This is a genomic window from Micromonospora sp. NPDC047730 (assembly GCF_043204765.1).
Classification (GTDB): Bacteria; Actinomycetota; Actinomycetes; order Mycobacteriales; family Micromonosporaceae; genus Micromonospora.
In genome coordinates this window covers 65,320-80,403 of sequence record NZ_JBIDCU010000014.1, presented here as the reverse complement: position 1 = coordinate 80,403, position 15,084 = coordinate 65,320, and the positions used below count along the sequence as shown (strand labels likewise).

Genomic DNA, 15,084 nt, shown 5'->3' with positions numbered 1-15,084 from the left:
ACCCGGGCCGGGCCGGGCGCTCAGTCGTGGCGGAGCCAGAGCACGCCGAGCGGCGGCACCTGGAGCGCGGCGGACGCCGGCAGGCCGTGCCACGGCACGTCCTCGGCGTGCACCTCGCCCAGGTTGCCCACCCCCGACCCGCCGTAGTGGAGGGAGTCGGTGTTGAGCACCTCCGCCCAGGTGCCGCCGGCGGGCAGCCCGACGCGGTAGTCCGTCAGCGGCCGGGCGGAGAAGTTCGCCACGCAGACCAGGGTCGCGCCGTCGGGGGCGATCCGCACGAACGAGACGGTGTTGTTGGCGACGTCGTCGCCCGCGATCCAGCGGAAGCCGGCCGGCTCCGTGTCCTGCGCCCACAGCGCGGGGGTGTCCCGGTAGACCGCGTTCAGGTCGCCGACGAGGCGCTGCACGCCGGCGCGGGCCGGGTCGTGCAGCAGGTGCCAGTCGAGCCCCCGCTCCTCGCTCCACTCCCGGTCGTCGGCCAGCTCGCAGCCCATGAAGAGCAGCTGCTTGCCCGGGTGCGCCCACATGTACGCCAGCAGGGCGCGGACGGTGGCCAGCCGCTGCCAGGTGTCGCCGGGCATCTTGCCCGCGAGGGAACCCTTGCCGTGCACCACCTCGTCGTGGCTGATCGGCAGCACGTAGTTCTCGCTCCAGGCGTACGCCAGGGAGAACGTGAGCTGGTGGTGGTGGTGCTGCCGGTAGATCGGGTCCTTCGAGGTGTAGAGCAGGGTGTCGTGCATCCAGCCCATGTTCCACTTGAAACCGAAGCCGAGCCCGCCGGCGTCGGTGGAGCGGGTGACCCCCGGCCAGGCGGTGGACTCCTCGGCGATCATCACCACCCCGGCGTGGTGCTTGTAGACCGTCGCGTTCACCTCCTGCATGAACGCGATCGCCTCCAGGTTCTCCCGCCCGCCGTACCGGTTCGGGACCCACTGCCCCTCGGGGCGGGAGTAGTCCAGGTAGAGCATCGAGGCCACGGCATCCACCCGCAGCCCGTCGACGTGGAACTGCTCGCACCAGTAGAGCGCGTTGGCGACCAGGAAGTTGCGCACCTCGCGGCGGCCGAAGTCGAAGACGTACGTGCCCCAGTCCGGGTGCTCGCCCCGGCGCGGGTCGGGGTGCTCGTAGAGGGGGGTGCCGTCGAAGCGGGCGAGGGCCCACTCGTCCTTGGGAAAGTGCGCCGGCACCCAGTCCAGGAGCACGCCGACGCCGGCGGCGTGCAGGCGGTCCACCAGGTAACGGAAGTCGTCCGGGTCGCCGAACCGGGACGTCGGCGCGAAGTAGCCGGTGACCTGGTAGCCCCAGGAGCCGCCGAACGGGTGCTCCATCACGGGCAGGAACTCCACATGCGTGAAGCCCAGCCCGGTGACGTACGCGGTCAGCTCCTCGGCCAGCTCCCGGTAGCCCAGCCCGGGCCGCCAGGAGCCCAGGTGCACCTCGTAGACGCTCATCGGCTCCTGGTGCGGCTGCCGTCGGGCCCGCCGCTCCAGCCAGGCGGCGTCGCCCCACTCGTACGTGGACCGGTGCACCACCGACGCGGTGGCCGGCGGCACCTCGGCGTACGCCGCCAGGGGGTCGGCCTTGTCCCGCCAGTGCCCGTCGGCGCCGAGGATCCGGTACTTGTAGCGGGCGCCGGCCGAGGCACCCGGGACGAAGACCTCCCACACCCCGCTGGCGCCGAGCGAGCGCATCGGCCAGCCGTCGTCCGGGGCCCAGCCGGTGAAGTCGCCGACGACCCGGACGCCGCGCGCGTTCGGCGCCCAGACGGCGAACGCGACGCCCCCGTCGAGGACCCGGGCGCCGAGGGCCTCCCAGAGCCGCTCGTGCCGGCCCTCGCCGATCAGGTGCAGGTCCAGCTCGCCGACGGTGGGCGGGTGGCGGTACGGGTCGTCGTGCACCCGGCCGTCGACCTCGATCCGGTAGTCGAGCACCTCGCCCGGCACCGTGGTCTCGAACACGCCGACGTCGTGCACCCGACGCATCGGGTGCCGCCGGCCGTCGACGAGGACGGCGACGTCGGCGGCGCCCCGGCGCAGCGTGCGGACGACCGTCCGCCCGCCGGCCGGGTGGGCGCCGAGGACGGCGTGCGGGTCGTGCGTCGCGCCGGCGATCAACTCGTCCATCGGGGGTCGTCCTCCTGCGCGAAAGCGGTGGGGGCGGTGCCGCCCGAGAGGTCGTCGGGAACGTTCTCGACGGTCAGGCCCTGCGCCGCCGGCCCGGCCGGGGGAGCGGGCCGCCGCACGGTCAGCACGTGCGCGGGTTGCAGGTACGGGTCGAGACGCACCGCGTTGTGCTGCCCCCAGTCGTAACTGGCGCCGGTCAGCTCGTCGTGCACCGTGAACCGGTCGTGCCAGTCGAAGCCGAGCGCCGGCATGTCCAGCGTGGTGTTGCCCCACTGCACGCCCTGCGCGTCGAACGAGCAGACCACGACGACCGTGTTGCCGGTGTCCGGGTCGTGTTTGGACCAGCAGAGCAGCGCCCTGTTGTCGATCTCGTGGAAGACGAGGTTGCGGAGCTGGTGCAGGGCCGGGTTCTCCCGGCGTACCCGGTTGAGGGTGGCGATGAACGGCGCCAGGGAGCGGCCCTGCGCCTGCGCGCCCGCCCAGTCCCTCGGGCGCAGCTCGTACTTCTCGTTGTCGAGGTACTCCTCGGCGCCGGGGCGGGCCACGTGCTCGAACAGCTCGTAGCCGGCGTACATGCCCCAGGAGGGGGAGAGCAGCGCGGCCAGCACGGCCCGGATCTTGAACATGGGCGGGCCGCCGTGCTGCAACGAGGAGTGCAGGATGTCCGGCGTGTTCGGCCAGAAGTTGGGTCGCATGTGGTCGGCCGCCGCGACCAGCTCCTCGCAGTACGCCCGCATCTCGGCCGCCGAGGTGCGCCACGTGAAGTACGTGTACGACTGGGTGAAGCCGATCTTGCCCAGGCCGTGCATGATCGCCGGTCGGGTGAACGCCTCGGCGAGGAAGAGCACGTCCGGCTCGACCTTCTTCACCTCGCCGATCAGCCAGTGCCAGAAGTCGAACGGCTTCGTGTGCGGGTTGTCCACCCGGAAGATCCGGATGCCCTCGCCCACCCAGTGCAGCACCACCCGCAGGATCTCCGCCCGGATGCCCTCCGGGTCGTTGTCGAAGTTCAGCGGGTAGATGTCCTGGTACTTCTTCGGCGGGTTCTCCGCGTACGCGATGCTGCCGTCGGCCCGGGTGGTGAACCATTCCGGGTGCTCCGTCACCCACGGGTGGTCCGGCGCGCACTGCAACGCCAGGTCCATCGCCACCTCCAGGCCCTGCTCGGCGGCGGCGGCGACGAAGTCCCGGAAGTCCTCCGGCGTACCCAGGTCGGGGTGGATGGCGTCGTGGCCACCCTCGGCGGCGCCGATCGCCCACGGCGAGCCGACGTCGTCCGGCCCCGCGGTGAGCGAGTTGTTGCGGCCCTTGCGGTTGACCCGGCCGATCGGGTGGATCGGCGGCAGGTAGAGCACGTCGAAGCCCATCGCGGCGACGCCCGGCAGGCGCTCGGTGGCGGTGGCGAACGTGCCGGAGCGGGCCGGCGCGTCGACGGTGGCCGGGACGGCCCCCTCCGAGCGGGGGAAGAACTCGTACCAGGCCGAGAAGAGCGCGCGGGGGCGGTCCACCCAGAGCCGGTGCTCCGCGCCGGTGGTGACCAGCTCCCGGACCGGGTGTGCCCAGAGCAGGCCGGCCAGCTCCAGCGCCGGGGCGACCCGCCGGGGCAACGGCAGCCGGTCGTCGCGCAGCGCCGCCACCGCAGCCGACACCCGGTCGACGTCGCCCGCCGGCACCAGCGCGGCGGCGGCCGTCAGCACCCGGGCGCCCTCGGCGAGGTCGTTGGCCAGTTCCGCCGGCCCCTGGCCGGCGGCGAGCTTCTTGGTGACCGCGTTCTGCCAGGTCAGGTAGGGATCCTGGAACGCCTCGACGGTGAACACCCACTCGCCGACCGCGTCCGGGCGGATGACCGCGTGCCAGCGGTCCTGGCCGGGCTCGCCGGGGCGCATCCGGGTGAAGGGCCGGGCCCGTCCGTCGGGGCCCAGCCACACCACGTTGCAGCCGAGCGCGTCGTGCCCCTCGCGGTAGGCGCGGGCCGACACCGGCACGGGCTCGCCCACCACCGCCTTGGCCGGGTAGCGACCGCAGGAGACGACGGGGGAGACGTCTTCGATCGGAAACCGTCCAGTCACCCCGCCAACCTACTGCGCGAGATCGATTCCCGCGCGGCGTCAGCCGGCGGCGCCCACCGACCGGTACACCTCCAGCGTCCGCCGCGCCACGGCGTCCCAGGAGAACTGCTCGACGGCCCGGCGCCGGCCGGCGAGCCCGAACTCCGTGGCGCGCCCCGGGTCGGCCAGCGCCTCGTTGACCCTGGCCGCGAGGTCGGCGACGAACCGGTCCGGGTCCAGCGGCCGGCCGGAGCCGTCGGCGGCCTGCTCGATCGGCACCAGCAGCCCGGTCCCGCCGTCGACGACCACCTCCGGGATGCCGCCGGTCGCGGTGGCCACCACCGCCGTCTCGCAGGCCATCGCCTCCAGGTTCACGATGCCCATCGGCTCGTAGACCGACGGGCAGACGAAGACCGTGGCGTGCGTGAGCACCTGGATCACCTCGTGCTTGGGCAGCATCTCGGCCACCCAGACGACGCCTGAGCGGCCCGCCCGCAGCTCGGCCACCAGGCCCTCCACCTCGGCGGCGATCTCCGGGGTGTCCGGCGCTCCGGCCAGCAGCACCAGCTGGGCGTCGGCGGGCAGGTCGCGCGCCGCGCGCAGCAGGTAGGGCAGCCCCTTCTGCCGGGTGATCCGCCCGACGTACACCACGCTCGGGCGGGCCGGGTCGATGCCGAGCCGGTCCACCACGTCGGTGCCGTGGTCCGGGGAGTACTCGTCGGTGTCGATGCCGTTGTAGACCACCCGGACCCGGTCCGGGTCCACCGCCGGGTAAGCGGTCAGCACGTCGCGCCGCATCCCCTCGCTGACCGCGATGACCGCGTCGGCGGCTTCGAAGGCCGTGCGCTCGCACCAGGACGAGAGCGCGTAGCCGCCGCCGAGCTGCTCGGCCTTCCACGGCCGCAGCGGCTCCAGGCTGTGCGCGGTCACCACGTGCGGCACGCCGTGCAGCAGCTTCGCGGTGTGCCCGGCCAGGTTGGCGTACCAGGTGTGGCTGTGCACCACGTCGGTGCCGGCGCACGCCGCCGCCATCTCCAGATCCACGCCCATCGTCCGCAGCGCGGCGTTCGCGCCGCCCAGGCCCGCCGGTTCGGCGTACGCGGTGACGCCCGGCTCGGTGCGCGGCGCGCCGAAGCAGTGCACCCGCACGTCGGCGAGCCGGCGCAGCTCACGGGCCAGGTACTCCACGTGCACCCCGGCGCCGCCATACACCTCGGGCGGGTACTCCCGGGTCAACAGGTCGACGCGAAGCTGTGCGGAGTCCGTCATTCCCGGCACCCTAGTGCAGAAGTGTGCCCGTACGAGTGGTGAAGTCCCCGGCGGATGGTTAGCGTCGGAACATGGCTGCCAAGGTGCTCGCGATCGTCCTGGCCGGCGGAGAGGGCAAGCGCCTGATGCCGCTCACCACGGACCGGGCCAAGCCGGCCGTCCCGTTCGGCGGGATGTACCGCATGGTCGACTTCGTCCTCTCCAACCTGGCGAACGCCGGCTATCTGAAGATCGTCGTGCTGACCCAGTACAAGTCGCACTCGCTGGACCGGCACATCACCAAGACGTGGCGGATGTCGACGCTGCTCGGCAACTACGTCACCCCCGTGCCGGCGCAGCAGCGGCGCGGCCCGTGGTGGTTCGCCGGCTCCGCCGACGCGATCTACCAGAGCTTCAACCTGATCAACGACGAGCAGCCGGACCACGTGATCGTCTTCGGCGCCGACCACATCTACCGGATGGACCCGCGGCAGATGGTGGAGGACCACATCGCCTCCGGCGCCGGGGTCACCGTGGCCGGCATCCGGCAGCCGCTGTCGACGGCCGACCAGTTCGGCGTGATCGAGGTCGGCGAGGACGGCCGGCGGATCCGGGCGTTCCGCGAGAAGCCCACCGACGCGGTCGGCCTGCCCGACGCCCCCGACCAGATCTACGCCTCGATGGGCAACTACGTGTTCAGCACGAAGGCGCTGTGCGAGGCGGTCGAGCGCGACGCGGAGGACAAGACCAGCAAGCACGACATGGGCGGCAGCATCATCCCGATGCTGGTCGAGCGGGGCGAGGCCAACGTCTACGACTTCCGCGACAACGAGGTGCCGGGCAGCACCGACCGGGACCGCGGCTACTGGCGCGACGTGGGGACGCTCGACTCCTTCTACGACGCCCACATGGATCTGATCAACGTGCACCCGGTGTTCAACCTCTACAACTTCGAGTGGCCGATCTACACCGAGCAGCCGCCGTACCCGCCGGCGAAGTTCGTGCACCAGTGGGGCGAGCGGGTCGGCCGGGCGGTCGGCTCGATGGTCTCGCCCGGCGCGGTGATCTCCGGCTCGCTCGTGGAGAACTCGGTCGTGTCGCCGAAGGTGAAGGTGCACTCCTGGGCGCACGTGGACGGCGCGGTGCTGATGGAGGGGGTGGACATCGGCCGGCACGCGGTGGTCCGCCGGGCCATCCTCGACAAGAACGTGGTCGTGCCCGAGGGAGCCGAGATCGGCGTCGACCTGGAGAAGGACCGGCAGCGCTACACCGTCTCGGACAACGGCATCGTGGTGATCGGCAAGGGACAGAAGGTGGAACCGTGAGCAGTCATCCCCGGGCCGGCAAGCCCGCCCAGCCCGCCGACCTGGTCGACGTGCCGCGGCTGGTCACCGCCTACTACGCCGAGCACCCCGACCCGCAGGACCCGGCGCAGCAGGTCTCCTTCGGCACGTCCGGGCACCGCGGGTCGAGCCTGCGCAACGCGTTCAACTCCGACCACATCCTCGCGGTCACCCAGGCGCTCTGCGACTACCGGCGGGAGCGGGGCCTGGACGGCCCGCTGTTCGTCGGCCGCGACACCCACGCCCTCTCCGCCCCGGCCGCGGTGGACGCGCTGGAGGTGCTCGCCGCCAACGAGGTCACCGTGCTGCTGGACAGCCGGGACGGCTACACGCCCACCCCGGCGGTGTCGCACGCCATCCTCACCCACAACCGGGGGCGCACCAGCGGGCTGGCCGACGGCATCGTGATCACCCCGTCGCACAACCCGCCCGACGACGGCGGCTTCAAGTACAACCCCACCCACGGCGGGCCGGCGGACACCGACGTCACGAAGTGGATCCAGGACCGGGCCAACGCCATCCTGGCCGACGGGCTGAAGGAGGTCCGCCGGATCCCCTACGCGCGGGCCCGCGCCGCCGACACCACCGGGTCGTACGACTTCCTCGCCGGCTACGTCGACGACCTGCCGGCGGCGATCGACGTCGACGCGATCCGCGACGCCGGGGTGCGCATCGGCGCGGACCCGCTCGGCGGGGCGAGCGTCGCCTACTGGGGCGAGATCGCCGAGCGGCACCGGCTGGACCTGACCGTGGTCAACCCGACCGTCGACCCCACCTGGCGGTTCATGACCCTCGACGGCGACGGCAAGATCCGGATGGACTGCTCGTCGCCGAACGCGATGGCCTCGCTGATCGCGGCCCGCGCCGACTACCAGGTCTCCACCGGCAACGACGCCGACGCCGACCGGCACGGCATCGTCACCCCCGACGGCGGCCTGATGAACCCCAACCACTACCTCGCGGTGGCGATCGCCCACCTGTTCCGCACCCGGACGAACTGGGGCCCGGCCGCCGCGGTCGGCAAGACCCTGGTCTCCTCCTCGATGATCGACCGGGTCGCCGCCGACCTGGGCCGCCCGCTGCTGGAGGTGCCGGTCGGCTTCAAGTGGTTCGTCCCCGGGCTGCTCGACGGCGCGGTCGGCTTCGGCGGCGAGGAGAGCGCCGGCGCGTCATTCCTGCGCCGCGACGGGGGCACCTGGACCACCGACAAGGACGGCATCCTGCTCTGCCTCCTCGCCGCCGAGATCATCGCCACCACCGGCCGCACGCCGAGCCAGCACTGGGCGGAGCTGGCCGAGCGCTTCGGCGCGCCCGCGTACGCCCGGATCGACGCGCCGGCGACCCGGGAGCAGAAGGCCGTGCTCGGCAAGCTCTCGCCGGAGCAGGTGACCGCCACCGAGCTGGCCGGCGAGCCGATCACCGCGACCCTCACCGCCGCACCGGGCAACGGCGCGCCGATCGGCGGGCTCAAGGTCACCACCGACTCCGGCTGGTTCGCCGCCCGGCCGTCGGGCACCGAGGACGTCTACAAGATCTACGCCGAGTCGTTCCAGGGGCCGAAGCACCTGGAACGCATCCAGCAGGAGGCGAAGGACCTGGTCTCCGAGGTCCTCGCGAAGGCCTGACCGGGCGGCTCACATCACCCAACTCCGCGCGGGTCGTTAGCTCTGGTGTTCACACCGGGCTCCGAGCCGAGGGAGAGCAGTGTCCATACCTCTTCGCACCGCTGCCCGGATGATCCGGCGCCGGTGGGTCGCCGCCCGAGATCCGCAGGCCTATGCCCGGATGATCGGCGTCAACCTCAAGGGCCGGGTGACGTTCTACGGCATGAGCCTGGGCATGTTCGGCTCCGAACCCTGGCTGATAACGCTCGGCGACAACGTCCACATCACGGCCGGCGTGCAGTTCGTCACCCATGACGGCGGGACGCTCATCCTTCGTAAGGAACATCCCGACCTGGAGTGGACCGCCCCGATCACCGTTGGCGACGACGTCTACATCGGGATGCGGTCGCTCATCCTCCCGGGGGTCGGTATCGGCGACCGGTGTGTGATTGGCGCGGGCTCCGTCGTCACCACCGACATACCCGACAACACCGTGGCGGTGGGCGTCCCAGCCCGGCCGATCCGTACCACCGACGAGTACCTCGATCGGCTCAAGGCGAAGTCCCTGCGGGTCGGTCATCTGCCGGCGCAGGCGAAGGCCGAGGCGATCAAGAAGATCTACGGCATCGTGACCGGCTGACGGATCTGACGGCGCGGTCAGCGAGGCGGGGGAAGCTCCCGGCGGTTGAGCTGCTCGCGCATCCCTTCGGGGAGCAGCTCGCGCAGCTGGTCGGGCAGCAGCGGCAGGTCCAGCAGACTGAGCTTGAGCTGATTGCGCTCCTGGTACCGGCGCGGGTCCAGGCGGACCACCAGCCCCGCCTCCCGGCGGTAGCTGACGTCGATCGCACCCTCAGTGGCCGCCTCCCGGATCACCAGGCCGTCCATCTCCACCGCCACGGGAGCGGAGTCGGGCGTCAGCTCCAGCCGGATCCGTTCCTCCGGGGACAGCACCAGCGAACGGGAGATGCCGGCCATCGGCGCCGACGGGGTGACCACCACGGCCTGGGTGGCCGGGGACACCAGCGGGCCGCCAGCGGCGTAGCTGTATGCGGTCGATCCGGTCGGAGTGCTGACCACGAGCGCGTCGCAGCGGTAGTAGCCGTACTGCTGGCCGTCCACGGCGAGGGAGGCCGTGACGAAGCCGGAGCCGGGTTGGCGGACGAGCGCGACGTCGTTGAACGCCACGACGTCGTCCCCGCAGACATCGCAGACCAGGCAGCTGTGTGCCTCCACCGTGAAGTCGCGGTTGGCCAGCCGGTCGAGCGCCTCCGGCAGCTCGTGCGGCTCGACCTCGACCAAGAACCCGAGCCGGCCCAGGTGCACCCCGAGCACCGGTTTCGGATCGCGAACCAGCGACCGGAGCGCGCCGAGCATGGTGCCGTCCCCGCCGACGCTGATCAGCGCGCTCACGCGCGCAGCCAGTTCGGCGGCGGGAACCGCCTGCACCGTCGGCGGCACCCGGTGCTGGTCCTCGAGACGCACGGCGACGTCGGTGCGGTGCCGAGCCGCCCAGTCGGCGATGATCTCGACGATATCGGAGGCGTCCCGCGTGGGGTGGAGCACCAGCCCGAGCAGGGTGCGGTCCATGCGTACAGCTCATCACACCGGTGCGCCGATCGGTGGGTGTACCGGGAGGTGACCGCGTCTTTCAGGAGCTGCCCGGTTGCCCAGCGTCCCCGCCGTGACCTGCGCAGACCCTGTTCGTTGTCTCCAGGAGACGGACCCGGCGCTCCGGGTCGACACGACGCGGGTAGGCGAGGAGAACATCGTTGAAGGTAGTCGTGACGGGGGGCGCTGGCTTCATCGGCGCCAATCTGCTCCATACGCTGGTCGACAACCCGCTGATGGACGAGTTGGTGGCCGTCGACGACCTCTCGACCGGGTCGCTGGACAACCTCACCGACCTGCCGGTCCGGTTGCTGCGTGGCACCGTTCTGGACGCGAAGGTGCTGGACGCAGCGCTGGCCGGCGCGGACTGCGTCGTGCACCTGGGCGCGTTGGGGTCAGTGCCGCGGTCGATCGACAATCCGCTGGCCAGTCACCATGCCAACGCGACCGGCACCCTGATGGTGTTGGAGGCGGTGCGGCGGCACGATGTTCCGCACGTCATCGTCGCCTCGTCGTCGTCCGTCTACGGCGCCAACCCCGTTCTGCCCCGGCAGGAAGCGCTCCGGCCGATGCCGGTGAGCCCGTACGCCGTGTCGAAGCTGGCGACAGAGGCCTACGCCCTCGCCCACGCCTCCTGCTACGACCAAGCGGTACTGGCGTTCCGCTTCTTCAATGTCTTCGGCCCCCGGCAGGCCGCGTACCATGCGTATGCCGCAGTGGTGCCGAGATTCGTGTCGGCGGCGCTGGTCGGCGAACCGGTGCGGATTCACGGCGATGGCCGGCAGACCCGCGACTTCACCTATGTCGGCAGCGTCACCTCGGTTATCGCGGATGCGATTGTCCGGCGGGTCTCGGCGCCCGACGTGGTGAACCTGGCCTTCGGGGAGCGGGTCTCACTACTCGACCTGGTTGCGGAACTGGAGTCCGTGCTGGGGCGCCCGCTCGACCGGGTGCACGAGCCACCGCGTTCGGGAGACGTGCGTGACTCCCAGGCCGACTCGACCCGCCTGCGTGAGCTCTTCCCTTCCCCCCGTCGGTACACCATGCGGGAAGGACTCCAGGCGACGGTCGACTGGATGTCCGACCGCGTTCTGGTCCGTCACTGAACTTGGCCATGCTCCCCACACCCCCCAGGACCCTCGACCGCGACGTCCCGACCGGCGAGCCACCGAACCCGTCCTCTGCGGACCGGGACGGCGCGGCCCGGAGTCGCCGTCTCGCCTCCGGAATCGCCACCGCCGTTCTCGGCCGGGCCATCGGGGTCGTCGTCCCGTTGCTGCTGATCCCCGTCACCCTCTCCTACCTGGGATCGGAGCGTTACGGCCTGTGGTCCGCCGTGCTGGCGCTGGCTGGCATGGCCGCCTTCGCGGACTTGGGCCTCGGCAACGGCCTGATGACGAAGCTGACCCTGTGCCACGGCACCGGCGACAGCGAAGGTGCGCGCCGCTACCTCTCCAGCGCGTACCTCCTCATCCTGGCGGTGGCGGCTGCGCTGTGTGCGTTGCTCTGGCTGACGGCTCCGGCCCTGCCGTGGTCGTCCCTGCTCGGGCTGCCGGGGAACATGAGTCCTGGAGAGGTTCGCGGCATGGTCCTGGTGGGCCTGACCGCCATCCTGCTGAACATCCCCTTGTCGCTGATAACCCGCGTCCAGTACGCCTTTCAGCAGGTGTCGGCGAGCAACATGTGGCAGGCGGCGGGCAGCGTGCTGGCCCTGCCGCTTGTGTTGCTCGCGGTGTGGTCCGGGCAGCCGCCCGTCGTGGTGGTCGGGGCGGCAGTCATCGGTCCGCTCCTGACGAACCTCGCCAACTCCGTGTGGGTGTACGGATACCGGATGCCGGAGATCCGCCCCCGGTTCAGCCTCGTGGACCGGCGTCTCGCCCGGGGCCTGCTCGGACTCAGTGGGATGTTCTTCGTGCTGACTGTCGTGATGTCGGCGGCCAACAACGCGGACACCCTGATCATCGCGCGGACACTGGGGCTGGAGCAGGTCACGGCGTACGCCGTGCCCGCCAAGGTTCTGGCGCAGGCCGGAATGCTGGTCGGGCTGGTGAACGTGCCGCTGTGGCCGGCCAACGGCGAAGCCCTCGCCCGGCGCGACCTGGCCTGGGTCTACCGGACCGTACGTCGGATGACGTTGATCTCCACGGCCGTCACGCTGGTGCCCTCGGTCGGTCTGGTGATCGTCGGCGGCCCGTTCTTCTCCGCCTGGCTCTCCGTTCCTCTGGGCGGGGACCGGTGGCTCCTCGGTGGTCTGGCGCTGTGGTGGGTGCTGCTTGCCGGCATTTCGCCCCGATTCATGGTGCAGAACGCGATGGGCCTGGTCCGACCGCAACTGCTCGGCTGGGTGGCGTATCTGGTCGTCTCCCTGGTCGGGAAGTGGTGGGCCGCGACCCGGTGGGGGATCACGGCGCTGCCGTACGTTGCCGTGGCCACCTATCTGGTCACGGTGCTGCCCGCCGCCATCTACGGCTACCGAAAGGCACTGAGAATGTCCAGCTCGCCGATGGCAGACCTGGAGGTGGCGCGTGCGGCTCGATGACGACTACCCACGAGTGCTGGTGGTGGGAGCAAAACCGTTCAGTCGATCGACGAACGAGGGGATCACCCTGTCGAACCTCTTCCAGGGATGGCCCGTCGACCGGCTCGCTCAGGTGCACACCGTCGAGGGAGTCCGCTCCGCGGACGTATGCGCGTCGTTCTACCACTTCGGGCTGCGGAACTTCCCCGTCGACCACGCGTTGCGCAGGGTGCTCGGCGCGGTCGGCGGGCCGACCGGCGCCGTCGCGGCGTCAGGCGGGACGGCAGCCGCGCGTCGAGGCAGCACCTCTCGGCTCATGACTCAGCTGCGGGCCGCGGCGGACCTGACCCCGAGCCGGTTCCCCGACGACCTGGCACCGTGGCTGCGCCGGCATCGGCCCGACCTGGTCTACTCGCTGTTGGGCAGCGTCCGTGTGAACAGGCTGGCCGTGCGGATCGCCCGTGATCTCGGGGTTCCCCTCGTACCACACTTCATGGACGACTGGCCGAGCACCAACTACGGCTCCGGTGAGTTGTTCGGGCTGGCCCGGGCGTCGCTGCTGCGCACGCTGCGCGCCGCGATGCGGATGGCGCCCCGCGGCATGTGCATCAGCCAGCCGATGGCAGATGAATACCAACGCCAGTACGGCATTCCCTTTGGCGCCTTCGCCAACTGCGTCGACGACACCGCTTTCGCGGACGGCCCGCCGGACGACACCGGGCGGCCGTCGTCCTGGCCGGTGGAGTTGGTCTACGTCGGCGGACTGCATCTGGGCCGCTGGCAGACGCTGGCGCGGATCGCCGAGGTGCTGGACCGGTCGGCCCAAGAGGAGCCGCCCGTGCTCCGGCTTACCGTGTACGCGCCGGAGCACGACCTGTCGCAGTTCAGGGAGGCGTTCGGCGGACGTCGGTCGGTGCGCCTCGACCGATGGCTGCACAGCGACGAGGTGCCCAAGGTCCTGCACACGGCGGACGTGCTCGTGCACGTCGAGTCTTTCGCGCCCGCCCACCGGCGGTACACGCGGCTTTCGCTGTCCACGAAGATCCCGCAGTACCTGGCTGCGGGGCGGCCGATCCTCGGCTTCGGGCCCGCCGAGGTCGCCTCCATGCGGCACATCGCCGACGCGCAGGCCGGTGTCGTGGTGGGGAAGGACGACCCGGAGCCGTTGTCGCGGGCCCTGCGCCAACTCAGGGACGCCGGCCTGCGCCACACCTGGGGACGTAACGGCCTGGATCACGCCCGCCGGCACCACCGCCGGGAGACGCTGAGCAGACGGTTCGCCGAGTTCCTGGGCGAGGCCAGCGGTACGGGCGCGGGCGCCGGCAAGGATCCGACCGACCGGGAGGGCCACGATGGGTGAGTCCACGGTTCGCCGGCGGGACTGGGTGGCGTACGTCGGCCCGTTCCAGTTTCCCTGGGGACAGCCCGGATCCCGGCGTGTCTTCGGTATCGCCGGCTCCCTCGCCAGCGCGGGATACCACGTGGTGGTCGCGAGCGGTGAGGAGAGCCCTCGAGTGGTCACCATGCTGGAGGGCGTTGACGGGCCTGGCTCCGTCTCGTACCTCGGGCTCGGGGAGACGACCTCGGCTGGCGGCTCGCTCCTGGCCCGGACCGTGCACTTCGCCGTGCGGCTCGGCCGGCGTACCGTGGACTGGCTGGACACCCAGCCGACGCCTCCCTCGCACGTGGTCGTCTATGGCGGCGCGGCGCAGTACATGCTTCACCTGCGCCGCTGGTGCCGGCGGCACGCGGTCCCGCTGCTGGCCGACGTGGTCGAGTGGTACGACCCCCGGCACCTGCGGGGCGGTTTCCTCGGCCCGCTGCACCTCAGTTCAGAGACGGCCATGCGGTACTTCTACCCGCGCTGCGCCGGGATCATCGCGATCAGCTCCTATCTCGAGGACTACTACCGGCAGCTCGGCACGAATGTCGTCCGGGTGCCGCCGACGCTCGACGTGCGCACCCTGCGGGTCGGCCCGGCGGCCCCTCGGAAGCGGGTCGACCTGTCCCTGGTCTACTCCGGTACGCCAGGCCGAAAGGACCTGCTGGGCACGATGGTCCGCGCGGTCGACCGGCTCGAGCGAAGGGGCGCGGCGATCGAACTGCGGGTCTACGGCCCTACCGTGACGCAGGTCCGGGACCTGGCGGGCCTCGGCCGCCTCCCGCAGGGAGTCGACGTACGGGGTCGGCTGGCCCAGCAGGAGGTACCGCTGGCCCTACGGGACGCCGATTTCAGCGTGATTCTGCGTCGACCCGAGCGGTTCGCGCAGGCTGGGTTCCCCACCAAGTTCTGTGAGAGCCTCGCCAACGGCACACCGGTGATCGCCAACCTGACCAGTGATCTTGGCACCTATCTGCGTCACGGCGTCGAGGGCCTGGTGTGCGACGGCTGGTCGGAAGCGGAACTGGCCACTGCGCTACACGCCGCGCTGGAGCTGACCCGGACGCAGCGGGAGGCCATGCGAGAAGCCGCCCGGGTGCAGGCGCTGGATTCGTTCGACTACCGCGCCTACGCTCCTCGGCTCGCCACTCTCCTGGAGTCGGCCCGCCCCTGACGGCGGAAGTGGTCACCAAACCGCGCGGGCAGCCGAT

General features: G+C 71.3%; 11 protein-coding genes. 7 read left to right on the top strand and 4 right to left on the bottom strand.

Annotated features, from left to right (window positions below; genetic code table 11):
• Window positions 1-20: 20 nt before the first annotated feature.
• From glgB to glgA, 3 genes are read right to left on the bottom strand one after another with little or no spacing between them, the layout of a single operon-like run.
• On the bottom strand, window positions 21-2,123 hold the full coding sequence (gene glgB, locus ACGF5G_RS26755; RefSeq protein WP_393267532.1) for a 1,4-alpha-glucan branching protein GlgB: 2,103 nt from the start codon (window positions 2,121-2,123) through the stop codon (window positions 21-23).
• Window positions 2,111-4,192: a maltotransferase domain-containing protein gene (locus ACGF5G_RS26750; protein WP_393267529.1), complete on the bottom strand. Its 2,082-nt coding sequence runs from the start codon at window positions 4,190-4,192 to the stop codon at window positions 2,111-2,113. The genes glgB and ACGF5G_RS26750 overlap by 13 nt, the downstream gene beginning before the upstream one ends.
• 39 nt (window positions 4,193-4,231) lie before the next feature.
• Complete coding sequence (gene glgA / locus ACGF5G_RS26745; protein WP_393267525.1) at window positions 4,232-5,440, bottom strand: glycogen synthase; 1,209 nt, start codon at window positions 5,438-5,440, stop codon at window positions 4,232-4,234.
• 71 nt (window positions 5,441-5,511) lie between these two features.
• Here glgA and glgC point away from each other — a divergent pair, with 71 nt between their 5' ends.
• The 3 genes from glgC to ACGF5G_RS26730 all read left to right on the top strand — a co-directional run bounded on the left by glgC (window position 5,512) and on the right by ACGF5G_RS26730 (window position 9,006).
• The gene (glgC, locus tag ACGF5G_RS26740) at window positions 5,512-6,744 is read left to right on the top strand and encodes a glucose-1-phosphate adenylyltransferase (RefSeq protein ID WP_350706479.1); all 1,233 of its coding nucleotides are present in this window, start codon (window positions 5,512-5,514) and stop codon (window positions 6,742-6,744) included.
• Window positions 6,741-8,387, top strand: coding sequence for a phosphoglucomutase (alpha-D-glucose-1,6-bisphosphate-dependent) (pgm, locus tag ACGF5G_RS26735; RefSeq protein ID WP_393267522.1), 1,647 nt, complete (start codon window positions 6,741-6,743; stop codon window positions 8,385-8,387). The genes glgC and pgm overlap by 4 nt, the downstream gene beginning before the upstream one ends.
• Before the next feature lie 79 nt (window positions 8,388-8,466).
• Window positions 8,467-9,006, top strand: coding sequence for a DapH/DapD/GlmU-related protein (locus ACGF5G_RS26730; RefSeq protein WP_357694754.1), 540 nt, complete (start codon window positions 8,467-8,469; stop codon window positions 9,004-9,006).
• 17 nt (window positions 9,007-9,023) lie between these two features.
• Here the strand turns inward: ACGF5G_RS26730 and ACGF5G_RS26725 are convergent, their stop codons facing one another.
• Window positions 9,024-9,953 (bottom strand): NAD(+)/NADH kinase, encoded by a 930-nt coding sequence (locus ACGF5G_RS26725; RefSeq protein WP_393267519.1) that lies wholly within the window; start codon window positions 9,951-9,953, stop codon window positions 9,024-9,026.
• A gap of 182 nt (window positions 9,954-10,135) precedes the next feature.
• On the opposite strand from ACGF5G_RS26725, the gene ACGF5G_RS26720 reads away from it, so the two are divergent.
• The 4 genes from ACGF5G_RS26720 to ACGF5G_RS26705 are packed head-to-tail and all read left to right on the top strand — an operon-like array spanning window position 10,136 to window position 15,047.
• Entirely contained in the window at window positions 10,136-11,080 is a 945-nt protein-coding gene (locus ACGF5G_RS26720; protein ID WP_393267516.1) for an NAD-dependent epimerase/dehydratase family protein, read from the top strand.
• An 8-nt stretch (window positions 11,081-11,088) separates the two neighbouring features.
• The gene (locus ACGF5G_RS26715) at window positions 11,089-12,513 is read left to right on the top strand and encodes a lipopolysaccharide biosynthesis protein (protein WP_393267513.1); all 1,425 of its coding nucleotides are present in this window, start codon (window positions 11,089-11,091) and stop codon (window positions 12,511-12,513) included.
• Window positions 12,500-13,852 (top strand): glycosyltransferase, encoded by a 1,353-nt coding sequence (locus ACGF5G_RS26710; RefSeq protein ID WP_393267510.1) that lies wholly within the window; start codon window positions 12,500-12,502, stop codon window positions 13,850-13,852. The genes ACGF5G_RS26715 and ACGF5G_RS26710 overlap by 14 nt, the downstream gene beginning before the upstream one ends.
• Window positions 13,845-15,047 (top strand): glycosyltransferase, encoded by a 1,203-nt coding sequence (locus ACGF5G_RS26705; protein WP_393267507.1) that lies wholly within the window; start codon window positions 13,845-13,847, stop codon window positions 15,045-15,047. Before ACGF5G_RS26710 ends, ACGF5G_RS26705 begins: the two co-directional genes overlap by 8 nt.
• Window positions 15,048-15,084 lie beyond the last annotated feature (37 nt).